At 61.2% G+C, this 25,287-nt stretch carries 19 protein-coding genes and 3 tRNA genes; 6 read left to right on the forward strand and 16 right to left on the reverse strand.

The annotated features are described in order from the left end of the window. Nucleotides 1–1,303 precede the first annotated feature (1,303 nt). The 9 genes from H9K76_RS15660 to H9K76_RS15700 form a co-directional block, all read right to left on the reverse strand. Nucleotides 1,304–1,379, reverse strand: a tRNA-His gene (locus H9K76_RS15660). 115 nt (nucleotides 1,380–1,494) lie between these two features. Beyond that, nucleotides 1,495–3,405 (reverse strand): SurA N-terminal domain-containing protein, encoded by a 1,911-nt coding sequence (locus tag H9K76_RS15665; RefSeq protein WP_187596285.1) that lies wholly within the window; start codon nucleotides 3,403–3,405, stop codon nucleotides 1,495–1,497. 371 nt (nucleotides 3,406–3,776) lie between these two features. Continuing rightward, nucleotides 3,777–3,852 (reverse strand) — tRNA-Val (locus tag H9K76_RS15670). Between the two features lie 16 nt (nucleotides 3,853–3,868). Then, on the reverse strand, nucleotides 3,869–4,141 hold the full coding sequence (locus H9K76_RS15675; protein ID WP_043387285.1) for an HU family DNA-binding protein: 273 nt from the start codon (nucleotides 4,139–4,141) through the stop codon (nucleotides 3,869–3,871). 310 nt (nucleotides 4,142–4,451) lie between these two features. After that, nucleotides 4,452–5,021 carry a CDP-diacylglycerol--glycerol-3-phosphate 3-phosphatidyltransferase gene (gene pgsA / locus H9K76_RS15680; RefSeq protein WP_187596286.1) on the reverse strand — a complete coding sequence of 190 codons (570 nt, stop codon included), beginning with the start codon at nucleotides 5,019–5,021 and terminating at the stop codon, nucleotides 4,452–4,454. Between the two features lie 83 nt (nucleotides 5,022–5,104). Beyond that, nucleotides 5,105–7,165: an excinuclease ABC subunit UvrC gene (uvrC, locus tag H9K76_RS15685; protein ID WP_187596287.1), complete on the reverse strand. Its 2,061-nt coding sequence runs from the start codon at nucleotides 7,163–7,165 to the stop codon at nucleotides 5,105–5,107. Nucleotides 7,166–7,386: 221 nt separating this feature from the next. Then, nucleotides 7,387–8,370 (reverse strand): Bug family tripartite tricarboxylate transporter substrate binding protein, encoded by a 984-nt coding sequence (locus tag H9K76_RS15690; protein WP_187596288.1) that lies wholly within the window; start codon nucleotides 8,368–8,370, stop codon nucleotides 7,387–7,389. Between the two features lie 75 nt (nucleotides 8,371–8,445). Then, nucleotides 8,446–9,423 (reverse strand): hydroxymethylglutaryl-CoA lyase, encoded by a 978-nt coding sequence (locus H9K76_RS15695; RefSeq protein ID WP_187596289.1) that lies wholly within the window; start codon nucleotides 9,421–9,423, stop codon nucleotides 8,446–8,448. Next, complete coding sequence (locus H9K76_RS15700) at nucleotides 9,420–10,640, reverse strand: CaiB/BaiF CoA transferase family protein (RefSeq protein WP_187596290.1); 1,221 nt, start codon at nucleotides 10,638–10,640, stop codon at nucleotides 9,420–9,422. Before H9K76_RS15700 ends, H9K76_RS15695 begins: the two co-directional genes overlap by 4 nt. Before the next feature lie 116 nt (nucleotides 10,641–10,756). Here H9K76_RS15700 and H9K76_RS15705 point away from each other — a divergent pair, with 116 nt between their 5' ends. From H9K76_RS15705 to efp, 3 genes are all read left to right on the forward strand, one after another. Further along, nucleotides 10,757–11,662, forward strand: a complete 906-nt coding sequence (locus H9K76_RS15705; protein WP_187600673.1) for a LysR family transcriptional regulator — start codon at nucleotides 10,757–10,759, stop codon at nucleotides 11,660–11,662. 10 nt (nucleotides 11,663–11,672) lie between these two features. Then, a complete protein-coding gene (earP, locus tag H9K76_RS15710) occupies nucleotides 11,673–12,815 on the forward strand; it encodes an elongation factor P maturation arginine rhamnosyltransferase EarP (protein ID WP_187596291.1) in 1,143 nt (380 codons plus the stop codon). Nucleotides 12,816–12,967: 152 nt separating this feature from the next. Then, on the forward strand, nucleotides 12,968–13,522 hold the full coding sequence (efp, locus tag H9K76_RS15715; protein ID WP_187596292.1) for an elongation factor P: 555 nt from the start codon (nucleotides 12,968–12,970) through the stop codon (nucleotides 13,520–13,522). Nucleotides 13,523–13,639: 117 nt separating this feature from the next. Here the strand turns inward: efp and rimO are convergent, their stop codons facing one another. Continuing rightward, on the reverse strand, nucleotides 13,640–15,031 hold the full coding sequence (rimO, locus tag H9K76_RS15720) for a 30S ribosomal protein S12 methylthiotransferase RimO (protein WP_187596293.1): 1,392 nt from the start codon (nucleotides 15,029–15,031) through the stop codon (nucleotides 13,640–13,642). Between the two features lie 112 nt (nucleotides 15,032–15,143). Further along, the gene (gene phaR / locus H9K76_RS15725) at nucleotides 15,144–15,680 is read right to left on the reverse strand and encodes a polyhydroxyalkanoate synthesis repressor PhaR (RefSeq protein WP_187596294.1); all 537 of its coding nucleotides are present in this window, start codon (nucleotides 15,678–15,680) and stop codon (nucleotides 15,144–15,146) included. Nucleotides 15,681–16,138: 458 nt separating this feature from the next. Here phaR and H9K76_RS15730 point away from each other — a divergent pair, with 458 nt between their 5' ends. Both H9K76_RS15730 and H9K76_RS15735 read left to right on the forward strand, forming a co-directional pair. Continuing rightward, nucleotides 16,139–16,918 (forward strand): MHYT domain-containing protein, encoded by a 780-nt coding sequence (locus H9K76_RS15730; protein WP_187596295.1) that lies wholly within the window; start codon nucleotides 16,139–16,141, stop codon nucleotides 16,916–16,918. 310 nt (nucleotides 16,919–17,228) lie between these two features. Further along, nucleotides 17,229–18,107, forward strand: coding sequence for a hypothetical protein (locus tag H9K76_RS15735; RefSeq protein ID WP_187596296.1), 879 nt, complete (start codon nucleotides 17,229–17,231; stop codon nucleotides 18,105–18,107). A gap of 160 nt (nucleotides 18,108–18,267) precedes the next feature. Here H9K76_RS15735 and H9K76_RS15740 read toward each other — a convergent pair whose 3' ends face one another. From H9K76_RS15740 to H9K76_RS15755, 4 genes are all read right to left on the reverse strand, one after another. Beyond that, nucleotides 18,268–19,059: a hypothetical protein gene (locus H9K76_RS15740; protein ID WP_187596297.1), complete on the reverse strand. Its 792-nt coding sequence runs from the start codon at nucleotides 19,057–19,059 to the stop codon at nucleotides 18,268–18,270. Nucleotides 19,060–20,001: 942 nt separating this feature from the next. Continuing rightward, nucleotides 20,002–20,078: transfer RNA gene (locus H9K76_RS15745), tRNA-Val, on the reverse strand. A 147-nt stretch (nucleotides 20,079–20,225) separates the two neighbouring features. Next, nucleotides 20,226–22,487, reverse strand: coding sequence for a RelA/SpoT family protein (locus H9K76_RS15750; RefSeq protein ID WP_187596298.1), 2,262 nt, complete (start codon nucleotides 22,485–22,487; stop codon nucleotides 20,226–20,228). A gap of 43 nt (nucleotides 22,488–22,530) precedes the next feature. Next, entirely contained in the window at nucleotides 22,531–23,454 is a 924-nt protein-coding gene (locus H9K76_RS15755) for an alpha/beta fold hydrolase (protein WP_187596299.1), read from the reverse strand. A 64-nt stretch (nucleotides 23,455–23,518) separates the two neighbouring features. On the opposite strand from H9K76_RS15755, the gene H9K76_RS15760 reads away from it, so the two are divergent. Further along, nucleotides 23,519–24,301: a 3-hydroxybutyrate dehydrogenase gene (locus tag H9K76_RS15760; protein ID WP_187596300.1), complete on the forward strand. Its 783-nt coding sequence runs from the start codon at nucleotides 23,519–23,521 to the stop codon at nucleotides 24,299–24,301. A gap of 74 nt (nucleotides 24,302–24,375) precedes the next feature. Here H9K76_RS15760 and H9K76_RS15765 read toward each other — a convergent pair whose 3' ends face one another. After that, nucleotides 24,376–25,110, reverse strand: coding sequence for an SIMPL domain-containing protein (locus tag H9K76_RS15765; protein WP_187596301.1), 735 nt, complete (start codon nucleotides 25,108–25,110; stop codon nucleotides 24,376–24,378). Nucleotides 25,111–25,287 lie beyond the last annotated feature (177 nt).

Here is a 25,287-nt window from a genome sequence, read left to right on the forward strand (position 1 = left end):
CGACGTTGCAGAACGAATAAACCTGAAATCAATCTACAACCAACTGTGCAATGATGTAAATCAAATAACCAAAACATACGAAAGAACTCCAAAGGCGTTAGCTATCAATCAAAAGATACGCGGCTAATCCTTCATCCGCCGGTTCGTTGCGCCCCAAAGTCTCCGTGCGTCCTGTACAAGCCAGTCCATCAATACATTCTTCGTCAGGCACCACCAGACATCGTCTGGTGCGGAGTCGAGGAATCCCTGCCGATTCGATGCAGAGACCCCAGCCTGGATTATTGAATTTGCCATCCAAATGGATGGGAACAACTGCTTTGTTTTGCCATTGTCAACAATGGTTAGTCAGCTCCACCCAATAGAAGCGGCCTGTTTTTAAAAATGGATTGAATGGCAATTAATCCATGTTTGTCAGACAAAACTATATGCAGCCTATTTGAGATGAGGCTCCCCCGCACACAAGAATGCTGCACATGACCTGCTCACATCTGGCTGGCCCATGCGTGGTCATACAAAAAGAGGAAAAGAATCAGTCTGCCTGCAGACAACGTGATGAGTGATGCTTCAACTTTGGGACCTGCGGGTCAGTTACAACTGTCCGTACCACGTTGAACATGAGCCCCCCCGCGCTGAGGCATTCGCATGAGCGGCCTGACTTGTGCAGGTTTTGCTGGGTCAATACACCGCTCCATTCAGCGAATTTCACTGAAAAGCCAGCATCATTTCTCGCGATCATCTCCGGCCAGATGGTCGAGGATGTGGGATACCCCGATGGGTGCTGAGACCCATCACCGCACTGCCCCTAGACCGCGGAAAAAGCGGACGCCCCCTGTTAGTCAGTAGACAAAGATGAACAACGCACAGGTCGTGTCACTCAACACCAGACCTTCGCTGCACCAGGGAGATAAAAAGGATGGACTTCCGACGACGAGCGGCAGCGTATTCCTCGCTCCCAGGTATCGCACGCAGTGGAACGAAGAACGCGCCTTCCACCAGTCTTTCTGGACCCCGGCCAAGAATTCGGATCCAATATCAGCCACCGAAGAATGCCCGGCACACCTTTGCACGATGCTGTTCATGGGGGGCGCCACACCGGCCCACATCGCCAAGCCAACGGGAAACTCGGCGGAGATATTCCTGCGGGTGTATTTGAAGTGGCTCGACGATCGTCACGGAGATCTGAAGCAGGCGAAACTGGAGCGCTTCATCAGGCACCCCCCCTGCAACTCCCCAGAGCACTCAGCAAGGAACATCCTGAAAGTAAAAAACCCTTGCAGGCCAAAGACTTGCAAGGGTTTCAATTTGGGGTGGCTGATGGGACTCGAACCCACGACGACAGGAATCACAATCCTGGACTCTACCAACTGAGCTACAGCCACCGTAGCGTAGACATGAATTATAGCGCGATATTTTGGCCTCTCAGGGAGAAAGTCCAACTTTTTCAGAAATCTTTCAAAGCTGGACGTTTCTCTCCCCGTACTCACCCCATCGCGCTCACTCGTCGGCGCTGGGGCGTGGCACCTTGATCTCGGCCTTGTAGTGCTGCTTGAGCAGGTCGAAATAGGCCAGGGCTTCCACGCTGGACCAGACCTGGGTGTACTGCTGCTGTTCCTTCTGGCTCGTAGCGGCATCCTGCGGCGCGCGCGGAACAATCTTCTGCACCTTGGCCACGACGTAGCCGGTGGCGCCAAGATTCACGCCCACCCATGACGGCAGGTTGTCGATCGGGGCCGCCAGCACGGCATCCACCACGGCACGTGGCTGTTCATGCGCCTGCTCGCGAGAGAGGGTGATCGGAGCGGCCAGGCCGGTGGCCGACGCAGGAGCGGCCTTCCAGGCGTTGAGCTTCTCCTCGCCGTCCTTGCGGGCCAGCTCGGCGGCCTTGTCGGCGATGAACAGGGTCTTGGCCTTGTCCTTGGACTGCTCCCATGGCACGGTCATGGCCGGCGTGTAGTTCACGATGCGGCCAGCGGCCAGCATGCTGTTGCCTACCTCGACGGCTTCGGTCGTGCGCTTGTTCTGGATCGAATCCGCCGAGAACAAGGTCTCCAGGAAGCGCTGGTTGGCAAGAGCACCCTTCGCATCCAACGCAGGCGTGCGCGTGACGTGATCGGCGGTGTTCAGCTTGAGCTTGAACTTCTCTGCAACGGCCTTCAGGTTGTCAGCCTCTTCATACACGGTGTTCGAGAAGGTTTCGGCCACCTCGGCAAACTTGCGCTGCGCGAGTTGTTCCTTCATTTCCGTTTCCAGCTTGGGACGCAGTTCTTCAAACGGAGGACGCGGAGGCGTCTTCACATCGGTCAGCAGGATGATGTGATAGCCGAAGTCGGACTGCACCACATCGCTGATGTCGCCCTTCTTCAGGCTGTAGGCTGCTTCCTCAAATGGCTTGACCATGGAGCCACGCGTGAAGAACCCGAGATCGCCGCCCGATGGAGCAGAGCCTGGATCCTGCGATTCCTTCTTGGCAACGTCGGCAAAGCTTGCGGGGTTCTTGCGCACTTCGGCCAGAATCGCATCCGCCTTGGCCTTGGCCTTCTCGCGGTCACCTGCCGATGCATCCTTCGAGGCACTGATCAGGATGTGGCTCGCGCGACGCTCTTCCTTGCCGGACAGGCGCTCGAGATTTTCCTTGTAGTAGGTGCGCAGATCGTCCTCGTTGGGCGTGATCGTGGCCTTCACGGCGTCGAGATCGAGCACGACATATTCGACGCTTGCCTGTTCGGTCTGCTGGAAGCGCGCCGGATTGGCCTTGTAGAAGGCTTCGACGTCCGCTTCGCCCGCGGTGACCTTGGAGGTGTAGTTGCTTGCATCGAAGCGCGCGATCTGGATCTCGCGGCCCTGCCATACGGCGTCCATGGCCAGCTTCACCTCAGGCGATGTGCTGAACGAGGATGCCAGCACGCCGCCCATCACCTGGTTGACGGACAGGTCGAAACGCACGCGGTTCTCGAAACCTTCGGGCGTCAGGCCCTGCGAGCCGACCAGCGCGCGATAGCCTTCGGCGTCGAGCGTGCCATCGGGCTTGCGCAGCGCTGCAATCTGCGGAATGTTCTGCAGCTCGCGGGCCAGGCGCACATCTGTCGTGGCCAGGTGCATGTCGCGCGCAGCGGTTTCGTAGACATGGTCGCGCACGATGCGCTCCAGCGTCTCGTACTTGAGCTTGGGCGAATCCAGCAGCTTGCTGTCGATGCCGGGGTTCTGCGCACGCATGGTGTCGCTGGCCTGTCGGTGAGCGGCATCCCAATCGGCCTGGGTGATGTCCTTGCCATTCACGCGTGCCACGACCGGGCTCTTTTCCGTGAAATAGTTCTGGTTCACGCCAACAAGGATGAAGGAAGGAACGATCAGCAAGACCAGCAAGAACATCACTATCTTCGAGTGCTTGCGGATGGCTTCAAACATGTTCAGTCAATCTTTCTGACAACAAAAGAAAAGGCGAACATCCAGTTCGCCTTTGCTCGGGCGGGGTGGTGAGACGATGCAGCCGGATGCGTCCGAAGCCGGAACGCATGATGCAAAGGACTTGCAGATCAAGCGCTTGCAACATCCACCAACGAAGCTTGTCGCCCTCTACGGACGGCAATCGGACGATTGTACCTTTTCGCCTGTCGAATGCGGGATGTTCCTGGGCGTACAGGGCTTAAGCACGGCACTCGCATGACCTTCGTGTGGCGCAGTCGACACCGCCTGCAGCATGTGCACGGCGCATTGTGTGCGGGCAAGAAAAAAGCGCCAGGATTGCTCCGGGCGCTTCATCTCAAAGGGGATTTCCGTGGTGGGTGCTAACGGGGTCGAACCGCTGACCTACGCCTTGTAAGGGCGCCGCTCTACCAACTGAGCTAAGCACCCCCTCTTCATCTACCTGTCAGTTCAGGGCATCCTTCAATGCCTTGCCCGGACGGAACTTTGGCACTTTTGCTGCCTTGATCTTGATTGTATCACCTGTACGTGGGTTGCGGCCCGTACGAGCAGCGCGCTTGCCCACCGCGAAGGTGCCGAAACCGACGAGCGACACTGTGCCACCCTTCTTCAGCGTCTTCTTGACCGCATCGATCGTGGATTCCAGTGCACGCGCAGCAGCGGCCTTGGAGATGTCAGCGTTGTTAGCAATGTGCTCAATCAGTTCGGTTTTATTCACAAGGAACCTCTCGCAAAAGAGTGGAAGGAATTTGTTGATTGCACATCTGGAGGGCATTTCCGTCAGGGCCTTGAGGCAACTCATGCGACACAAGGAATTGACCGACCTCTCAACAGATGGCTGCTCCAGATTAAAGCTATCACTTCTGCGAGTGTCAATACAGACCACCGCCTAGCAACAACATGGAAGCGAATTCTAGTCGCAAATTTGGCTGCTCCATTGGCTCGTCGCGGGATTTGTCTCGCAAATGCGCTCACAGCCTTTCTCTGCATTGACGCAGATGCAACACATGCAATCGAATTGATGCACTCTACTTGACAACCCGCGCACGGATTTCAGGCAGAGCCTTGCGCAGGTAGTAGATCATCGACCACACGGTGAGGATCGCCGCCAGCCAGATCAGCCAGGTGCCCCATACGCCGGTATCGATCACGCCGAACAGCACGCCGTCGTACAGAAGGAAGGGGATGGCGATCATCTGCACGGTGGTCTTGAGCTTGCCGATCATGTGCACCGCCACGCTCTTGCTCGCGCCGATCTGCGCCATCCATTCGCGCAGCGCGGAAATCGCGATCTCCCGGCCGATGATGATCAGCGCCACCAGCACACCTGCGCGATTGAGGTGCACCAGCACCAGGAGCGACGCGCAGACCAGGAACTTGTCCGCCACGGGGTCGAGGAAGGCACCGAACGAGGAGGTCTGGTTGAGCTTGCGCGCGAGAAAGCCGTCCAGCCAGTCGGTGAAAGCGAAAACGATGAACATCACCGTCGCGATCAGGTTGCGCGTCTGCGGCTCGAGCGGCGCGGAGAACACCCCCACGATCAAAGGGATCGCGACAATGCGCGTCCAAGTCATTAGGGTGGGGATGGTGAAAAACATGGGGCGATTGTGTCATGCCGGAAGAAGCCCCGCCATCAACCGCCGCTCGGCATGTGCGCCGCACGCTGCCGCGGGCTCGCCGATCAACGCAGGGCGCGGTAGATCTCCTCTGCCAGTTCACGCGATATCCCTTCGACGGATGCCAGATCTTCGACACTCGCATCCCCCACCCCGCGCACGCCGCCGAAGCGTTGCAGCAAGCGGGCCCGCTTCTTGGGGCCCACGCCCGGAATATCCTCGAGCCGACTGCCTCCCACCCGCACCTTGGCGCGCGCAGCACGCATTCCGGTGATGGCGAAACGGTGGGCCTCGTCACGGATCTGGGCCACCAGCATCAGCGCCGCAGAATCCTTGCCCAGATAGATCTTCTCGCGGCCGTCGGCGAACACCAGTTCCTCCAGTCCGACCTTTCGGCCCTCGCCCTTCTCGACACCGACGATGCGCGAGACATCGAGCCCCAGCGACTCGAACACCTCCCGGGCCATGCTGACCTGGCCCTTGCCGCCGTCCACCAGCACCAGGTCCGGCAGCCGCGCCTGCCCCGGTGCGGGCTCGGCGCCGCCTGCTTCACGCAGCACCTGAGCCACTTTGCTGTAGCGGCGCGTGAGCACCTGGCGCATGGCCGCGTAGTCGTCGCCGCCGGTGATGCCTTCGATCTTGAAGCGGCGGTACTCGCTGCTCTGCATCTTGTGGTGGTGGAACACGACGCACGAGGCCTGCGTCGACTCGCCTGCCGTGTGCGAGATGTCGAAGCATTCGATGGAGAGCGAGTCCAGGTCTTCGGCTTCCAGGTCGAGCGCTTCGGCCAGGGCGCGCGTGCGCGCCTGCTGCGAGCCCTCCTCGGACAGCAACCGGGCCAGCTGGATGTCGGCGTTCTTCTGGGCCATCTCCAGCCACACGCGGCGCTGCTCGCGCGGCTGGTTCACGGCATACACGCGCACCCCGCTTTCCTCGCCGAGCGCCTCCAGCAGCGCCTCGTCCACCGGCTCGCTCACCAGCAACGTGGGAGGAACGGGCACATGCAGATAGTGCTGCGCAATGAAGGCCTCGAGCACCTGGCGGGCCACCGATTTTTCGAGCGGCGCGGCGTTTTCGGCATCAACGGCCCCGTCCGAGCCTCCTGCGCCTTCTGCCGGGGCCTGCTGCGGCACGCCCTCGTCCTCTTCGCTTTCGCGGCGGTAGATGGCGGTGGCCTCATCCACGTGCGTCGGGAAGTAGGCGCGATCCCCCAGGTGACGGCCACCGCGCACCATCGCCAGGTTCACGCAGGCGCGTCCACCATGCACCTTCACGGCCAGGATGTCCACGTCCTTGTCGGAGACCGTCTCGATGGCCTGCTGGTGCAGCACGCGCGAGAGTGCCGTGATCTGGTTGCGCACTTCCGCCGCCTGCTCGAACTCGAGCTTTTCGGAGTGCGCCATCATGCGTGCCTCGAGCTCTTCGAGCAGCACCTGGGTTTCGCCGCGCAGCATGGCCTCCGCATGCGCCACGTCCGTCGCATAAGCCTGCGGCGAGATCAGGTCGACGCAGGGCCCCGTGCAGCGCTTGATCTGGTACAGCAGGCAGGGCCGCGTGCGGTTGGCAAACACCGTGTCCTCGCAGGTGCGCAGCCGAAAGACCTTCTGCAGCAGCAGAATGGTTTCCTTGACTGCCCAAGCCCCCGGATACGGCCCGAAGTAACGATGCCGCTTGTCCACCGCACCGCGGTAGTACGCAAGGCGCGGGTATTTCTGTCCCGGCGCGCCGCCGGTTCCGTCCTTCGCGGCAACGCCGGTGATCTTGAGATAGGGGTAGCTCTTGTCGTCGCGAAAGAGGATGTTGTACTTGGGATTCAGCGACTTGATGAGGTTGTTCTCAAGCAGCAGGGCCTCTGCCTCCGAGCGCACCACCGTGGTCTCCAGCCGCACGATCTTGCCCACCATGTGGCCGATGCGCGTGCCGCCATGGTTCTTTGCGAAATAGCTGGAGACGCGTTTCTTGAGATTGCGCGCCTTGCCCACATACAGCAATGCATCCTGTGCATCGAAATAGCGGTACACGCCGGGCAGTGGCGGCAACGCGGCCACCTGCGCCAGCAGTTCGGCGGAGTGCACGGAAGGCGAAGAGGCGGGAGAAGAAGGCTGTTCGGACGATTCAGACGACATGCGCGTATTGTCATCCCAGATCGGTCATCCCAGATCTGTCATCCCAGATCTGTCATCCCAGATCTGTCATCCCAGATTGGTCAGTCCAGATCGGCCCGTCCAGATCGCGCTCCCGCCGGGCCGGTCACAAAATTGGCCTCCGAAGAGGCCATTCGAGGAGGCATTGCGCTGGAACGCGATGCCATGCCACTTCGTTGCGGCAGAGACAGAGTGCGAAAGAATCAGTCCGCCTCGATCTTCGCGCTCTTCACCACGCTTGCCCAGCCGGCATAGTCGGCCTTCACGCGCTCGCCGAACTGCTGCGGATTCTGGTAATCGGCAGCGGCCCCCTGCTCTTCGGCCTTCTTGCGGAAGGCGGGGTCTTCAACCACCTTCTTCAGGTCGGCGGTCAGCTTGTCGACCACGGCCTTCGGCACGGCGGCGGGAGCAAACAGACCGAACCACGAGGTTGCGTTCACGCCGGGGTATCCCGCCTCGGCCGTGGTTGGCACATTCGGCAGGCTGGGCAGGCGCTCCTTGCCCGTCACAGCCAGCACGCGCAGCTTGCCGGACTGGATATGCGGCATGAAAGGAGGCGCCGTGCCGAACGTGAGATCGACCTGCCCGCCCAGCAGGTCCTGCAGCGCGGGCCCCGTGCCCTTGTAGGGAACGTGCACCATCTTGATCTGGGCCTGCTGCTCCAGCATGGCTCCCGTCACATGCTGCAGCGAGCCATTGCCGGACGATGCGTAGTTCAGCTTGCCGGGGTTGGCCTTGGCATAGTCCACGAGTTCCTTCAGCGTGCGCGCGGGTACGGAATCGCGCACCACGATGATCTGCGGCGCAGACAGGATGTTCGCCACCGGCTGGAAGTCCTTCTGCTCCCATTGCGGGGCCTTGGTGATGTGCGGCGTGATCACATGGTAGCCGGAGTACTGCATCAGCAGCGTGTAGCCATCGGGTTCCGCGCGCTTGACGAAGGTGGCCGCGATGGCACCGTTGCCGCCGCCCTTGTTGTCCACCACGACCGATTGGCTGATCACCGGGCCCAGCGCCTGCGCGGCCATGCGGCCCGCCAGATCGGTGGTGCCGCCGGCGGCTGCCGGAACGACGAAGGTGATCGGGTGATTGGGATAGTTGCCCTGTGCCATGGCACTGCCGGCTGCGGCAACGCCGAATGCAGCCAGCGCGGTGGCCGCGAGCAGATTGCGTCGGATGGTGTTCATGGAATGTCTCCTTGTTGGAATGTGAAAGAAGTAGAAAAGAAAAGAATCGGAACGGGACCAGAGCTGCCCACGATCTCAGGTCGCCCTTGCCAGCGCGCGCTCGCGGATCGCGTCGAAATCGGCGGGCACGGGGTGCGTGTCGAGCCGGCGGCCTGCCTTGACGATCTGGCTGGGCACCTCGTGGCCGATCAGGTCCGGCAGGCGCCGCGCGGCATCGACAAGGGCGTTCAGGTCAACGCCGGTGTCATAGCCCATGCATTCGAGCGCATGCACGACCTCCTCGCTGCACACGTTGCCCGACGCACCCGGGGCATAGGGGCAGCCGCCCAGTCCGCCGAGCGAGGCATCGAACTGCCGCGCCCCCGCGTCGATGGCGGCCAGCACGTTGGACAGCCCCATGCCGCGCGTATTGTGGAAGTGCAGCGTGAATTGCACCGCGGGCCAGCACTTGATGGCATGCGAGGTGATGCGCGCCACCTGCGGCGGAAAGGCCATGCCTGTCGTGTCGCACAGGGTGATGCCCTGCACGCCCAGCTCCGCGAAGCGCTGTGCGAAGGCGAACACCTCCGACTCGGCCACGTCGCCTTCCATCGGGCAGCCGAAAACGCACGACAGCGACACGTTCACCGGCACGCCCGCCTGGTGCGCAAGCGCAATCACCTGGGACAGCGATGCGAACGACTGCTCGCGCGTCATGCGCAGGTTCGCGATGTTGTGCGTCTCGCTCACCGACATCACCAGATTGAGCTCGTCGGTGCGCGCATCGATCGCGCGCTCCGCACCACGCATGTTGGGTACGAGCGCCGTGTAGACAACGCCTGGAACGCGCTCGATCTCGCGCATCACGATTTCCGCGTCACGCAGCGCGGGAATGGCGGTGGGCGACGTGAACGAAGTCACCTCGATCTTCGCCAGCCCTGCATGCGAGAGCGCGTTCACCAGCGCAATCTTGTCCTCGGTGGGAACGAAGCATGGCTCCATCTGCAACCCGTCCCGGGTGCCGACCTCGCACATGCGGATGCGTGTGCCATGGCCATTCCAGATGCTGCTCATTGAATCACTCCCTTGCTGCGCAGCAGCGTAATCTGTTCCTGCGTCAGGCCTGCCTCCGCGAGCACCGCATCGGTATCGTCGCCCAGCCCCGGAGCGCTCGAACGCACGCCGCCCGGCGTGCCCGACATCTTGGGCACGACACCGGGCACGGTGACCTCGTAGCCGTCGCGCGTGCGCTGCGTCAGCAGCATGTCGCGCGCCTTGTAGTGCGGGTCTTCGCAGATGTCCCGGGCGGTATAGACCTTGCCTGCGGGAACGCGCGCGACGGACAGCGCCTCGGTGACCTCGACCACGCTGCGCCCGAACGTCCATTGGCCTATCGCGGTATCGATTTCGGCCACCCGCGCAACACGACCCGCATTGCTGGCCAGGTCGGGGGCATCGGCCAGGTCCTGGCGTCCTATGGTCGTCATCAGGCGCTTGAAGATGCTGTCGCCATTGCCGGCCACCAGCACCCAGCCGTCCTTGCAGGGATAGGCATTCGACGGCGCGATGCCGGGCAGCGCGCTACCGGCGGCCTCGCGCACCGCTCCGAATGCGCTGTACTCGGGAATCAGGCTCTCCATGCAGTTGAAGACGGCCTCGTGAAGCGCCACGTCGATCACCTGCCCCTTGCCGCCATGCGCCTTGCGGTGATAGAGCGCAAGCAGCACGCCGATGGCACCATGCAGGGCTGCCAGCGTGTCGCCGATCGACACCCCCACGCGCACCGGCACGCGGCCCGGCTCGGCGGTGAGGTGCCGAAGTCCCCCCATGGCCTCGCCGATCACGCCGAAGCCCGGCAGGTCGCGGTACGGGCCGGTCTGCCCATAGCCGGAGATGCGCAGGATGATGAGGCCGGGATTGATCCTGTGCAGCTCCTGCGGGGACATGCCCCAGCCTTCGAGCGTGCCGGGACGGAAGTTCTCGATCAGCACATCGGCCTCGGCGATCAGCTTGCGAGCGATGTCCTGCGCCTCCTGCTGGCGCAGGTCGAGCGCCACGGATTTCTTGTTGCGCGACTGAACCTGCCACCAGACCGACGTGCCGTTCTTCAACAGACGCCAGTTGCGCAGCGGGTCGCCTGTGCCCGTGGCCTCGATCTTGATGATCTCGGCGCCGAAATCGCCCAGTGTCTTGCCGCAGAACGGGCCGGCGATGAGCTGCCCCATCTCCACCACCCGCACACCTTCCAGGGCCATGGGCGTCAGCTGCGCCGCCAAGGCTTGATCGGTCATGTTCGTCTCCTGTCGTATCTTTACCCGGGCGGATAATGTCGCCTTTCGCGCGGGCCGCAAAACGCTCAAGCGCGACGCTGCCATCGCAAACCAGCATGGCAGACTTGTTATCCACCATGAAACTCGACCCCGTATCCCTGCGCCTTTTTGTCGCGGTGATGGAAGAAAACGCCATCGCCCGCGCCGCTGCGCGCGAACACATTGCCGCATCGGCCGCAAGCCGCCGGCTGGCCGAGCTCGAGGACACGCTCGAGGTGGCGCTGTTCAGCCGCAGCAACCGCGGCACCCAGCCCACGGCCGCCGCCTATGCGCTGCTCAACCTGGCCCGCGGCGTGCTCAATGAACTCGACGGCATCGCCACGCAGATGCGCGACTATGGCGCCGGCGTGCGCGGCCATGTGCGGGTGGTGGCCAACATCTCGGCGATCACGCAGTTCCTGCCGGCCGAACTGCAGCGCTTCATGGCAAAGCACCCCCAGGTGCAGGTGCAACTGCAGGAGCAGATCAGCACGGCCGTCGCGCAATCGGTCGCGGAGAACGCCGCCGACGTGGGCATACTGAACCACGGCAACTATGGCGACCAGGTCACGCTGCTTCCTTATCGCGAAGACGAACTGGTGGTGGCCGTTCCTGCCGGCCATGCCCTGGCGCGACGGCGCAGCCTGAAGTTCACCGAGATCCTGCCGTTCGACATCGTCGGCATGCACACGGGCAGCGCCATCAACAACCTGCTGATGCGCAATGCGGCAGAGCTTGAAATGCCGCTCAGGCTGCGCATCCAGGTCACCAGCTATGACGCGCTGTGCCTCATGGTCTCGGCGGGCCTGGGCGTGGGTGTGCTGCCGCTGGGCAGCGCGCAGATCTACCGCAAGGCGCTCGCACTGCGCACCATCGCGCTGGACGAACCCTGGGCGCTTCGCAGGCTGTCGCTGTGCGTGCGCTCGCTCGAATCGCTGTCCGGTGTGGCCCGCCTGCTGGTGGATCACCTGCGCGGTGGCGCACAGGAACCGGAACGCACATGAAGGAAGGCGCATGACAGAGGCCCGCGCAACGACCCCGTCCCTCCCGCCCAGACGCTGGGACATCTTCTGCCAGGTGATCGACAACTTCGGCGATGTCGGCGTGTGCTGGCGCCTTGCCGCCGACCTGGCGGCGCGCGGCCACCAGGTGCGGCTCTTCATGGACGATCCAGGCGCACTCACCTGGATGGCGCCGCAGGGTGCCGAAGGAGTCAGCGTCCTGCCCTGGCCCGTGGAAGCACCGCAGGAAGCTCCCGGCGACGTGGTCATCGAGGCCTTCGGTTGCGAGATTCCCGAGGCGTTCGTGGCCGCGGTCGCGCGCAAGCATCGGCACGCCGCCCCGGGCGTTCTCTGGATCAATCTCGAATACCTCTCGGCCGAGGGCTATGTGGAGCGCTGCCACGCCCTGCCCTCGCTGCTCATGAGCGGACCGGCGGCAGGCATGACGCGCTGGTTTTTCTACCCCGGCTTCACGGAACGGACGGGAGGACTGCTGCGCGAGCCCGATCTGCAGGCACGGCAGGAACGATTCGACCGGGCCGTGTGGCGTGCTCGGCATGGCCTCTCCGAGAGCGACACCGCCGTATCGCTGTTCTGCTATGAGCCACCGCACCTGGCCGAAGTGCTGAAGGCATCGCTCGTCGCGCCCGAAACCCAATGGCTGGTCACGCCCGGCCGGGCCGAAAGTGCCACCCGCGCGGCGATCGCGTCGGGATCCCCGGTGTTTTCCCCCGAGGAAATACAGCGCATCCGATATCTTCCCCTAAGCCCCCAGAGCGAATTCGATGAACTGCTGTGGGCCTGCGACCTCAATTTCGTGCGAGGCGAGGATTCCCTCGTGCGCGCGCTATGGGCCGGCCAGCCGTTCGTCTGGCAGATCTACCCACAGCATGACAACGCTCACCACGACAAGCTGTACGCCTTTCTCGACTGGCTGCAGGCACCCGAATCGCTGCGGCAAATGCATGCGTTGTGGAACGGTATTGCAACGGAGGGCATCGCAGCGGCCGGCATCCACACGCTTTCCAACAAGCCTGTTTGGAACAAGGATATCGTGGCCGAATGGCGCGCCTGTGCTCGCTGCGCACGCGATCGACTGCTGCGCCAGAACGACCTGCTGACCCAGCTGCTGGGGTTCGTCGCGGAAAAAAGCTAAAATATCTGTCTTTGCGCCAATCGAAGGCAGCACATACCGTGCCCAGCCGGCGCGTCCCGCCGCGGACCATGCGCCGGGGTGACAGGCAGATCGTTCTGATTCTGCCTTTCCGCCCCGCCTGTGGAGCGGCCCAACTCGCACTCAAGCAAGCTATGAAAATCGCTCAAGAAATCCGCGCCGGCAATGTGATCATGCACGGGAAAGATCCCATGGTCGTTCTGAAGACCGAATACGCCCGTGGCGGCCGTGGCGCTGCCACCGTGCGCATGAAGCTCAAGAGCCTGATCGGCAACTTCGGCACGGAAAACGTGTTCAAGGCCGACGACAAGATCGACAACGTCATCCTGGACAAAAAGGATTGCACCTACTCGTACTTCGCCGACCCGATGTACGTCTGGATGGACCCTGAGTTCAACCAGTACGAAGTCGAAGCCGAAAACATGGGCGACGCCATCAACTACCTCGAAGACGGCATGACCGCTGAAGTGGTGTTCTATGACGGCAAGGCCATCTCGGTCGAACTGCCGACTTCCGTGGTGCGTGAAATCACCTGGACAGAACCAGCCGTCAAGGGCGACACATCGGGCAAGGTGCTGAAGCCTGCCAAGATCGCCACCGGCTTCGAAGTGGCTGTGCCGCTGTTCGTCGCCCAGGAAGACAAGATCGAAATCGACACCCGCACCGGCGAATACCGCAAGCGCGTGTAATGCACCGAAGGGCCTGGGCCCTTCAGGCTGCTTGTTCAGCAGCCACAAGCAAAAAGGCTTCCCTCGGGAAGCCTTTTTCGTTGACAGAGGGCCGCAGCGAAGCCCCTCTGCCGTAGCTTAGACCGGCACGCCCACCAGATCATGCCCCTGGGTGCCGACGATGCGCGCCTTGGTGAACTCGCCCACCTTGTAGGTCTTGCTGATCTTCTCGGGCGGCAGCAGATGCACGACGGCATCGATCTCGGGCGCGTCGGCATAGCTGCGACCCACGCCACCCTTCTTGCCAAGCGCAATCGACTTGTCGACCAACACCTGCATGGTCTGTCCTACGCGGCGCTGCAGGCGCGCGATGGACACCTCCTCGGCCACGGCCATGAAGCGCGAGCGACGTTCCTCGCGCACCTCCAGCGGCAGCATGCCCGGCAGCTCATTGGCCGCCGCGCCTTCCACATCGCTGTAGGCGAAGCAGCCCGCGCGATCGATGCCAGCCTCACGGATGAAGTCGAGCAGATGCTGGAACTCTTCCTCCGTCTCCCCGGGAAAGCCGGCGATGAAGGTGCTGCGGATCACCAGTTCAGGGCAGATCTCGCGCCAGCGCTGGATGCGTTCCAGGTTGCGCTCGCCGCTGGCCGGGCGCTTCATGCGCTTGAGCACGTCGGGGTGGCTGTGCTGCAGCGGCACGTCCAGGTAAGGCAGCACGGCGCCCGTGGCCATCAGCGGAATCACCTCGTCCACGCTGGGATACGGATACACGTAATGCAGGCGCACCCAGGCACCGTAGGGCTTGGCGATCTCCCCCAGCGCCTGCACCAGCTCCAGCATGCGCGTCTTGACCGGCTTGCCATCCCAGAAACCGGTGCGGTACTTCACATCGACGCCGTACGCCGACGTGTCCTGGCTGATCACCAGCAACTCCTTCACGCCGCCCGCGAACAGAGCATGCGCCTCCTTGAGCACATCGCCGATCGGGCGCGACACCAGGTCGCCGCGCATCGACGGAATGATGCAGAACGTGCAGCGGTGATTGCAGCCCTCGCTGATCTTCAGGTAGGCGTAGTGCTTGGGCGTGAGCTTCAGCCCGGCTTCGCCGAACGCGCCCGGAACCAGGTCGATGAACGGATCGTGCGGCTTCGGGAGATGGGTGTGAACCGCGTTCATCACCTCATCGGTGGCATGTGGCCCCGTCACCGCCAGCACGCTGGGGTGCACTTCGCGGATCAGGTTGTCGCCTTCCTTGCCGGCCTTGGCACCCAGGCAGCCGGTGACGATCACCTTGCCGTTCTCGGCCAGCGCCTCGCCGATGGTGTCCAGGCTTTCCTTGACCGCATCGTCGATGAAACCGCAGGTGTTGACGATCACCAGGTCGGCGCCCTGGAAGGTCTTGGACGTTTCATAGCCCTCGGCGCTCAGTTGCGTGAGGATCAATTCGCTGTCGGTCAGTGCCTTCGGACATCCGAGGGACACGAATCCGACCTTGGGAGTTTTCGTGGGGGTGGCTGCTTCGCTCATCCCCCTATTGTCCCAGTTCTCGCTCCGCCCTGCCGCTGGACGGAATTGGGAGGGTGTCCGGTTCGGGCATGTACACGACTTTCGCGCGTCGACCCGACCGGCGGGCAACTGTTCAGCGCTTGATGCCGAATGCGCCCAGCATCTGCTCGGTCTGCTTCTGCATCTGCTCCTGCATCTGCGTGAACATGGCCTGCGACTGCTCCATGTAATTGCCCATCATGCCCTTGTAGACGGGCGACTGCGGGCTCATGAACTGAGTCCACATCTCGGGCGTGAACCCCTTTGCCTGCTCGGCCAGCTTGGACTGCATGTCGGTGAAGGCCTGCACATTCCGCTCAAGGTACGAGCCCATGAAGCCCTGCATAGCATGGCCGTAGAAACGGATGATGTTGGCCAGCACGGCCTCGCTGAACATGGGCGCTCCGCCCGCTTCTTCTTCCAGAATGATCTGCAGCAGGATGCTGCGCGTCAGATCCTCGCCGGATTTGGCGTCGCGCACCGCGACGGTCTCACCGTTCATGACCAGCTCCTTCACCTCGCTGAGCGTGATGTAGGTGGAGGTGGAGGTGTCATACAGACGGCGGTTGGGGTACTTCTTGATCACGCGCTGCGCTGTGGGTTGCTCGGGCTTCGGGTTCTCTTCTGGCACAGGCGGCTCCTCGGATTCATTCGATGGTCATTCAGCGGCACGGCGCAAGAACGGCCATGCTAGGCCTTGATTCTAGGCAGCGGCCGGGCATCGGCCTCGCAGGGTTTCCCTGATGGTGCAACGAAAACCATGGCACCCACGCCAGATCCGCGTGCCTGGACAGCCGGCAGTTTCACATACGGCCGCGCCCGATGGGCAATACCGCACCAGCGAGCCCGACGAATCAACCCATTCCCTGGTGGCAGCAGGCCACCTCCCGCATGGCGATCGATGTCGAAGGTTCCACGCCACAAAATTAGCACAAAACTATCAAATAGATAAAACAATTGTCAAAACAGAGGTCCCATGGTCAATGATCTGAAGGAATTTGATATTACTCAATTAATATCAAGATACAAGAATCGATAGGCATTGGAAATCACGCATTTCCTGCCTGCAACCAACACCCCTCCATCATCATGAACGAACTCAAGCAGGTCGGCGAGATCCTGCAACCCACCTATGAAATGGGGCTCGTCGCCCTCTCCTATTGCATTTCCGTACTGGGGGCCTTCGTGGCACTGACCGCTGCACAGCGCATTCGCAGCGGCCGCGAGATCAACTGGCTCAATCTTCTGGCAGCCGGCACCGCCCTGGGCGGCATCGGCGTCTGGTCCATGCACTTCACCGGCATGCTCGCGCTCAACCTCGGCATGGCATCGGGCTACGCGGGCCTCGAGACCGTCGTTTCGCTGATCGCCGCCGTCGCGGCCACCTGTATCGCACTGGCCTATGTGGCCCACAACCCAGCCGACACCCCCCGCGTGCTCGGCGCCGGCGCACTGCTCGGGCTCGGCGTGGCTGTCATGCACTATCTGGGCATGTTCGGCATGCGCTTCCCCGGCTACATCGTCTGGTCGTGGAGCGTGATCGCCCTGTCGGTCCTGATCGCCATGGTGGCCGCCAGCGCAGCGCTGTGGCTGGCCTACCGCACCAGGTCGCTCGCCGCCCGTGGCGTCGCCGCCGCCATCATGGGCGTGGCCGTGTGCTCGATGCACTACACCGGCATGGCCGCAGCCGATTTCGTCTGCACATCGCCCGCCGGCGAGCGCTTCGCCACGCCCCAGGGCTTCCTGGTGTTCAGCGCGATGGAACTGCCGCTACTCACCGCCATCGCAGCGATCGGCATGGCCGTCCTGATCGGTTACGACCAGGTTCTGCAGCGTGCCTACGGGGGTGCGCAGGCACGGCGCGGATGAGAGATAAAGTGGATGTACCCGTGGCACACATTACAGACTCGGGTTACGTTTTGCAAGCATGAGCGACCAATTGATGAAAATTGTGCGCATGCCAATCCCTCATCCGAAAACGAAACCGCCCATGAGGCGGTTTTATTATTTGGCAACACCCTGGAGCAGCCCCTTTGACTTGGAAATCTGGTTTCTGAACTACACCTTGTCCCGTACAACCAATCACCCGTGCACGCTCCCGGCTCGCTCTTACTATGAGTGTGGCCCCTGCTTGCTATAGTTGCTTCAGTGCGCACCGGCGCCCAACAGGAACTACTACATGCAATTTCTCAATTGGTGCATCGGTGGCGCAGTCCTACTGACTGTTTCGGCCTCCGCCATGGCAGCACTGCCGGCCCCGGGCCTTTGGGCCATGAACGACGAAGTCAATGGAAAACCCGGGCGTGGTATCCAGATCGATCGTCAGGGTGGTGAAACCATCATCATTTCGTACTACGGATATCGCGCAGACGGATCTGCCGTGTTCTATCAAGCGGTAGGAAAAATCACGGATGGCATGACATTCAGCGCCGACCTGATTGAATACAAAAATGGACCTTCGCTCTCAGGAAGCCACCGATCAGGCGAAATATCCCGCATCGCCGGACCTATCAAATTGGTATTTGATTCGGCCGAAAGCGGTGTGATGGAATTGCCCGGTACATCTGCCCAATCGATCTCCCGATACTCTTTTGAAGACACGTCACAGCGGCTCCTGGCGAGCTACTTCAACTACGCCTCTGTAGCCAGAAAGGGAAGCATCAAGAATATAAAAACGGGGTACATATACTTTGCAATTGATAAAAACAAGCTACTCGCATTCGAAAATTCTGATGACGGCATGAAATGTCAATACTCTGGTGGCCCTTTAGAACAAAGGGGTGACAGTTTTCGTTCGCGTGGTTTTGTGAGTTGCCAGTGGGACAAGGACTCATTGACTCAATTACCCTATCACATAGATGGATTGAAAGTGAATGAATCTGGATTACTTGCCGGGAACATCCGTATCGACGATGCCCCAGCAGAACTTCAGCATCGCAGCATTCTCGGAGAATGCGTGACTGGGGAAAGACCCGGTGATGAAGTCACAGCGACACACACGCCAACTCAACGCTGCTCCCCTCAAAGTCTTGGCATGACAGAGGCAACCACGCATTAGGAATACCTCAGCAAACGCTCGCCAATCATCTCCGGATGTGGACCGGGATAAGTGGCGAGGCATTCTTTGAGGGCGAGCGTGGCTATTGATGAAAAAGACAACGCCGCGGATCACTCAAGTCCCTGTTCAGGTGATAGCAGGGAGTTTTGCAGCGGGTTCCCTAGTTCTTGACAATGGTGAGGTATTGAAAGTGCTGCACCTCATAATATGAAATACTGCCATTTATCAGAGTGCTTTTAAATGAAAAAACACAATCTGTGCTGGTAATGTAGCGCGAGGTAATGCTCCAGCCGTGCGTAGCTAATTTTGAGTCAATATTAGGCGAGTCGCAGACCGTAACTTTTGCACCCTTCGGTATGGCCGGATCCATGATATTCACATAGTTCTTTCGAAGTATTTGATAGGATCCACCAGCGGGATTACTGCAACTCACCAGACTATTCATCGACGTCCTCGTGAAGGCGTACCCGGCATTATCCCAAAAATAATCTACCGCACCGGGAGTGCATTCTGCCCAGGTCGCGTATGCAAACTCAAAATAGTACGGACTCCAGATTTTTACATTTTCAGCCACGCCCGCATCAACATTGGGTGAAAAATTATCCATGACCAGGGTCACATAGACGTCTTTTTTCTTATAGTCAGAACCATTGGTGATACTGGCTCCCACGTTGGCTGGAACATCTACCCACCCTGAATAGCCATGAGCCGTTGATCCGCATACGCTCTGGAGATCAGGGCGCTCCTGGTTTGCGGGCAATGCAGAAACGAATTGTCCATTGACAGTAAAGTGGGCCCACCCGGTTGCTTGGGGTTGCCCAGGATCGCAAGCCCAGCCTTGAAGGTAGATTTTTCCAGGCGACCAGTCGAGCGCCTGATCTACCCACCCAGCTGCATTGACTGCCGCTCCCATCATGAGCAGTGAGATTAAAGCAATAAATTTACGAAGCATGCACTCTCCATTTTCAAAATTATTGAACAGTGGTATTAAAAACCAAATAGAAACGTATCATTCTTTAATTATCCCAACCTCCGAACGTAGCCATTTAAAACCGTAAATAAATGTCTAATGCGTATTTTTTCATTGCAAACATCCTTCACGTGAAATACCGATAGATCATCTATCAGCACAAATAGATTAGTTTATAAAAACAACATAACCATAACGAAAATACCTATTGACATCTGTTCAATGCAAAAAATTTTGGTTTGACATATTAGTTGTAAACAAACGATCAAACTCTCCGAGCGTGTCATCAAACAGACACGCCGTAACTAGTGGATCGTCAATATTGAGAGCACTGATGAAGCCACTTATTTATGCATCGGGTCGATTGAAATCGAGCGCTCGCCCACCCCTCTCTGACGCCGCCCAAGCTCCCGCACTGCACCCGGCCTGAGCACCGCACCGACGCACACTCCAACAGGCCGCAGCTCTGCGGGCGGGAGGCGTCAAGAACAGCAAGAGCCAAGCCCAACGCCCGATCCACCCCTCCGAGAGACAATGGGGCTCATCCTCAACTACACGCAAAAGCGCCTCGACGGTTGGGTATGACCCTATTTCGAGCTCGCCTTCATGCCAGACATGCGACCGAGGAACTGATCGAACTCCGATTGGGGGATATTGACTGGAAGAGCCAGACAACATGCGTTAGGCGCCGAGGTTAATCCGACGTACATCACTCGGCAGATGGGTACAAGAACACCAAGATGCTGGCACGGTCTATGCCAAGTGGATCGATGGGGCGGGCCGGGGTCGAGGGTCGGCCAAACTGAAGCAGATGCTCAGAAACGAAAAAACCGCCTATAAGGCGGTTTCATCATTTGGCAACTTCCTGAGTTGCCCAACTGCTCCCTTTGATTCTGAAGTCTGGTTTCCTTCAGAAGGGAAAGTTGGTAGGCGCGATTGGACTCGAACCAACGACCCCCACCATGTCAAGGTGGTGCTCTAACCAGCTGAGCTACGCGCCTGTTCTTCTGTTCGAGAAGCTGAAATTGTAGCAGTAAAAATTTGCCGTTTTTCAAGTTTCGAAGATTTTTTCCAACCTCTTCGAAACCGAACCCGGGAAAGCTCTGCAACGCCTTCATTTCTCTCAAGCCTTCTATTATGGCACAGTTTCAGCGCCGCCTTGCCGAACGTACGCCCTGAACGGAAGAAACCTGCCCCAGGACCTTGCCGAGGCGCCCCGAGTCCGCGACTTCGACCGTGAAGGTCATCCAGGCCGTGCCCTTGACGGATTGGGTCTGCACGCCGATCACGTTGGTCTTCTCGCGTGCGAAGACCTCCGAGATGTCGCGCAGCAGGCCCTGGCGATCGTTGGCTTCCACGGCCACATCGACCGGGTAGACGGCACTGTCCTTCTGCGGCTTGGGCGCACCCCACTCAACGTCGATCACGCGCTCGGCGCTGCGGGCCGCCATCTCGCGGAAGTTGCTGCAATCGGAGCGGTGCACGCTCACGCCCTTGCCGCGCGTGACGAAGCCCCTGATCTCGTCGGGTGGCGCCGGCTTGCAGCACTTGGCCAGTTGGGTCATGAGCGAATCGATGCCGACCACCAGCACGCCGCCCTTCGCCCCGGCATCGCTCGCGCGGGCCTTGCGCCGGTTCAGGTCTTCCTCTGTGATCTCCACGGGCGCGGGTGCGGGCCGCAGCAGCATCTCGATGGAGCGCAGCGACAGCTCGTCCTTGCCCACGACCTCGAACAGCGCATCCGCCGACTTCAGGCCGAGCTGCGCGGCCAGATCGTCGTGCTTCATCGACGTCTTGCCTTCGCGCTGCAGCAGCTTTTCGACTGCCTCGCGTCCCTTGGCAATGGTGGCGTGCGTGGCCTGGGCGTTGAACCAGGCGCGCACCTTGGCGCGCGCGCGGTGGCTGGTGAGGTAGCCCAGCTCGGTGTTGAGCCAGTCACGCGAGGGACGCCCCTCCTTGACCGTGGTGATCTCCACGGTCTGGCCGTTTTCCAGCGGCGTGTTCAGCGGCACCATGTTGCCATCCACCTTCGCGCCGCGGCAGCGGTGGCCGACGTTGGTGTGCACCGCATAGGCAAAGTCGACCGGCGTCGAGCCGCGTGGCAGCTCGATCACGGCGGCATCCGGGGTGAGCACGTAGATGCGGTCGTCGAACAGCCCGCTGCGGCTCACTGCCCCCGTCATGTCGCGCTCCCATGCAAGCAGCTGGCGCAGCACGGCGATCTTCGCGTCGTACTCGCTCGTGGCCGAGACGCCGGCATAGCCCTTGGTGCCCGCTTCCTTGTAGGCCCAGTGCGCCGCCACGCCGCTTTCGGCGTGGTCGTCCATGGCCTGCGTGCGGATCTGGATCTCGATGGCCTTGCCTGCCTCGTCGCGCACCACGGTATGCAGCGACTGGTAGCCATTGGCCTTGGGGCGAGCGATGTAATCGTCGAACTCGGCCTCGATCGGCTCGAAGTGCGAATGCACCCAGGAAAGTGCTGCGTAGCAATCCTTCACCGTTGGCACGATCACGCGCAGCGCGCGGATGTCGAACACCTGGTTGAAGTTGAGCGACTTGCCGCGCATCTTCTTGACGATGCTGTAGATGTGCTTGGGGCGCCCCTTGACCGTCGCGCTGATGCTGCGCGCGCGCAGTTCGGACTCGAGCCGCCCGCGCAATTGCTCCATGTAGAGCTCGCGCTCCGCGCGCTTCTCGTCGAGCAGGCGCGCGATTTCCTTGTAGGTCTCAGGCTCGAGAAAACGGAACGAGAGGTCTTCCAGCTCCCATTTGATCTGCCAGATGCCCAGGCGGTTGGCCAGCGGCGCGAACACCTGCAGCGCCTCGCGCGCCATGCCCGGCGACACGGGCCTCTTGGTGGCCGCGTAGTAGCGCAACGTCTGCAGCCGCGATGCCAGCCGCAGCAGCACGACGCGCAGGTCCTTGGAGAACGCGAGCAGCATCTTGCGCACGTTCTCGGTCTGGGTGGCCACATCGTCCACCTGCAGTCCCGCCACCTGTGCGGCGCGCGCCTGCTCCTGCACGCGCATGAGCTTGGTGGTCTCGCAGGCCAGGTCGGCGAAGTTCTCGCCGAAGGCCTTGGTGATGACTTCCTCCGGCCTGTTCAGGTGCGACGAGGCATAGACCAGGTAGACCGCGGCCTGCAGGGTTTCCGAGCTGCCGATGTGCTTGAGGATGGACGCCACCGCGTCGGCATGGGCGAGCGTGCTTTCGCCGGTCTCGAGCGATTCGCCGGTCAGCAGCGGAATGGCGAACGCACGCACCTTGTCGAGCGAACCGACATGTTCCGGCGCCACATCGGAGGTGGCTGCAATCAGCTGCGGAACCGCATCGACGGCGGCAGAGGCGACAGAACCCGCCGACGGACCTCCGCCGATGTTGAGAGGCGTGCCGATTGCACTTGTTTTCATGGGTTCTCCGATCAGGTCCGCTGTTTGTCGTCTCTGCAAGCCGCTATTCACCACACAGGAAGCGCTCGATGACGTCTGCCTGCTCCGGTGCCACCAAGGTGGGGGCATGTCCGACAAATTCAAACTCTTTCAGTTGCGCACGCGGCCCCACCTGCGTCATGCGCTCCGCGGTCGCCCGGGAAAGCAGGTCGGACTCCGCCCCGCGCAGCAGCAGCACGCGTGCCGTGATCTGCTCATAGAGTTTCCACAGAGTACGCTCGCCTCCCGCAGCGGCTTCCTCGGTCATCTTGCGCATCGGCGAGGCAATGCCCGGGTCGTAGTGCAGGCGCCAGCGCTCATGGGCCGCGCGGCTCACCATGGGCCTCGAGAGTTCCAGCCAGTCGGCATCGGAATGCGGGCCGAAACCCTGCGAGATCCTGCGCATTTCGTCGGCTGCGGCCTGCACGGTATCGAAGCGCAGCGGCCTGCCCAGGTAGGAGCCGATGCGCTGCAACGCGTCCCACTGCACCGACGGCCCCACGTCGTTAAGCACCAGCGAGTGCACGGGAACCGGCAGCGGCAGTTCCTTCTGGCCGGCCATCACCATGCCGATGATGCCGCCCATGCTGGTGCCCACCCAGTCGAGTCGCGTGAACGGATTGCGGGCATGCAGCTGGCCGACAAGCACCAGCATGTCACCCACGTAGGCGGGGATCTGGTAGCCGCCGGGATCGGCGAGCCAGTCGCTCTTTCCCCGGCCCACAACGTCAGGGCAGATCACGCGCATGTGGCGGCTCATGCGCCGCGCAAATACATCGAAGTCGCGACCCTGCCGTGAAAGACCATGCACGCAAAGAAGGACACGCGGGTGCGCGGGATTTCCCGTATCGTTCCATTCCCAATACGCCATCCGATGACCGCTGGCATCCACCGGACTGGTCGCCGGCAAACCAGGACAAAGTACGTAATTCAGCGTAGGTTCAATCATGGGAATCAACTTTGTCTCGTGCCCTCGATAATGCTTGCATCGTAATTGATTTGGAGAAACTTTTATGCTCAATGGCAAGACAGCACTCGTCACCGGCTCCACCAGCGGCATTGGCCTGGGTATCGCCAAGGCTCTTGCGCGCCAGGGCGCGAACATCGTGCTCAATGGATTCGGCGACGTCGACGGCTCGCGGGCCGCGGTGCTCGATGCCGGCAAGGCGCACGGCGTGAAGGTGGCCTATCACGGCGCCGACATGAGCCGCCCTGCGGAAATCGAAGACATGATGAAGTACGCTGCGGGCCAGTTCGGCCAGGTCGACATCCTGGTCAACAACGCCGGCATCCAGCATGTGGCGCCCGTGCAGGATTTCCCCGTGGAGAAGTGGGACTCGATCATCGCGATCAACCTGTCAAGCGCCTTCCACACCACCCGCCTCGCCCTGCCCGCCATGCAGGCGGCCAAGTGGGGCCGCATCATCAACATCGCGTCGGTGCACGGCCTGGTGGGCTCGGCACAGAAGTCGGCCTATGTGGCGGCCAAGCACGGGATCGTGGGCCTCACGAAGGTCACGGCGCTCGAGAATGCCGCCATCGGCGTGACCTGCAACGCCATCTGCCCGGGCTGGGTGCTCACGCCGCTGGTGCAAAAGCAGATCGACGCCAAGGCCGCCGAACAGGGTATCTCGATCGAGGAGGCGAACAAGCAGCTCCTGGGTGAGAAGGAGCCCTCGCTGCGCTTCACCACGCCCGATGAGCTGGGCGACCTCGCCGTGTTCTTCTGCTCGCCTGCCGGCAACAACATCTGCGGCGTGGCCTGGAACATGGACGGCGGCTGGACCGCTCAATAAGAAAGAGAAGAAAAGAATCCCCGCACCTCCTCCATGGGCGATGCGGGGATCGTGGTCGGGTGCGGGATGTGCCGTCAGCGCAGCTGAACCGAACCCGACACCGTCACCACCACCTGCGCCTTGCCGGCCTCGACAGGCACGGGGGCCGAGTCCATGGATGACTTGTACATGGCGCCGTTGGCCCGCATCGACGCCATCGGCGGATTGAAGACCGTGCCGTTGTCGTTGACCGAGACCTCGCGCAGCGTATAGCTGGAGAACCCGAAGTTCTTGGCGATCTCGGTGGCGCGGTCCTTGAATGCGGCGATGGCCTTGGCCTGCGCCTCGGACTCCACCTTCTCGCGGGCCTCGCGCGACAGATTGAACGATACGGAGGACGTCGTCATGTTCTGGATCGCACCCGCCGCCGTGGTGATGCGCGCGAAATCCTTGCCCTCCAGAACCACCTCGGCACGCCCCTGCCAGCCGGTGATCTTGCCGTCCTTGCCGCTGCGCGGGTAGAGCGAGAAATCACCGCTGCGCACGTCCATCTGCTGCGGCTTGGCATCGCGCTTGGCCTGTGTGAGTGCCGCATCCAGGATCTGCTTGAGCTGGGCCTGCACCGAAGCGGCGTCGGCGCCTTCCTTGGTGGTGGACATGTGGATGGACAGCACGTCCTGCTGCACTTCCACCGTGCCCGAGGCCGACAGCTGCAGCACGTTCTGCGGCACGGCATTGCCGCCCGTGCCGTTGGCGTTCTGGGCGAAGACTGCGCCAGCGCACAGCAGTGCGGCAGTTGCCGCTATGGTTTTTACAGCCTTTGACGTCATATCACCTTTCTGAAATGGCTTTGCGCGTCATTGCGCATCGGCCTGCATTCGACATGCCTAACACGCAAGTGTCATGTCCATTCTGTAAAGGATTTCCGTACAGTAGGCGTTTTGGCGCAATATTTGTAACATTGGGTCAAAACACGGCAAAAAACTGAACATTCCCGGCGCAAGCTC

Origin of the sequence: Diaphorobacter ruginosibacter, from assembly GCF_014395975.1 — a bacterium.
Lineage (GTDB): Bacteria > Pseudomonadota > Gammaproteobacteria > Burkholderiales > Burkholderiaceae_C > Diaphorobacter_A > Diaphorobacter_A ruginosibacter.

Excerpts from the sequence above, each read along its gene's own strand:
- H9K76_RS15765 (WP_187596301.1), bottom strand. The coding sequence starts at position 25,110 with ATGACGTCAAAGGCTGTAAAAACCATAGCGGCAACTGCCGCACTGCTG.
- H9K76_RS15740 (WP_187596297.1), bottom strand. The coding sequence starts at position 19,059 with ATGCTTCGTAAATTTATTGCTTTAATCTCACTGCTCATGATGGGAGCG.
- H9K76_RS15705 (WP_187600673.1), top strand. The coding sequence starts at position 10,757 with ATGAAACTCGACCCCGTATCCCTGCGCCTTTTTGTCGCGGTGATGGAA.
- H9K76_RS15735 (WP_187596296.1), top strand. The coding sequence starts at position 17,229 with ATGCAATTTCTCAATTGGTGCATCGGTGGCGCAGTCCTACTGACTGTT.
- H9K76_RS15695 (WP_187596289.1), bottom strand. The coding sequence starts at position 9,423 with ATGAGCAGCATCTGGAATGGCCATGGCACACGCATCCGCATGTGCGAG.
- H9K76_RS15730 (WP_187596295.1), top strand. The coding sequence starts at position 16,139 with ATGAACGAACTCAAGCAGGTCGGCGAGATCCTGCAACCCACCTATGAA.
- earP (WP_187596291.1), top strand. The coding sequence starts at position 11,673 with ATGACAGAGGCCCGCGCAACGACCCCGTCCCTCCCGCCCAGACGCTGG.
- H9K76_RS15690 (WP_187596288.1), bottom strand. The coding sequence starts at position 8,370 with ATGAACACCATCCGACGCAATCTGCTCGCGGCCACCGCGCTGGCTGCA.
- H9K76_RS15665 (WP_187596285.1), bottom strand. The coding sequence starts at position 3,405 with ATGTTTGAAGCCATCCGCAAGCACTCGAAGATAGTGATGTTCTTGCTG.
- H9K76_RS15750 (WP_187596298.1), bottom strand. The coding sequence starts at position 22,487 with ATGAAAACAAGTGCAATCGGCACGCCTCTCAACATCGGCGGAGGTCCG.
- rimO (WP_187596293.1), bottom strand. The coding sequence starts at position 15,031 with ATGAGCGAAGCAGCCACCCCCACGAAAACTCCCAAGGTCGGATTCGTG.
- H9K76_RS15755 (WP_187596299.1), bottom strand. The coding sequence starts at position 23,454 with ATGATTGAACCTACGCTGAATTACGTACTTTGTCCTGGTTTGCCGGCG.
- uvrC (WP_187596287.1), bottom strand. The coding sequence starts at position 7,165 with ATGTCGTCTGAATCGTCCGAACAGCCTTCTTCTCCCGCCTCTTCGCCT.
- H9K76_RS15760 (WP_187596300.1), top strand. The coding sequence starts at position 23,519 with ATGCTCAATGGCAAGACAGCACTCGTCACCGGCTCCACCAGCGGCATT.
- pgsA (WP_187596286.1), bottom strand. The coding sequence starts at position 5,021 with ATGTTTTTCACCATCCCCACCCTAATGACTTGGACGCGCATTGTCGCG.
- efp (WP_187596292.1), top strand. The coding sequence starts at position 12,968 with ATGAAAATCGCTCAAGAAATCCGCGCCGGCAATGTGATCATGCACGGG.
- H9K76_RS15700 (WP_187596290.1), bottom strand. The coding sequence starts at position 10,640 with ATGACCGATCAAGCCTTGGCGGCGCAGCTGACGCCCATGGCCCTGGAA.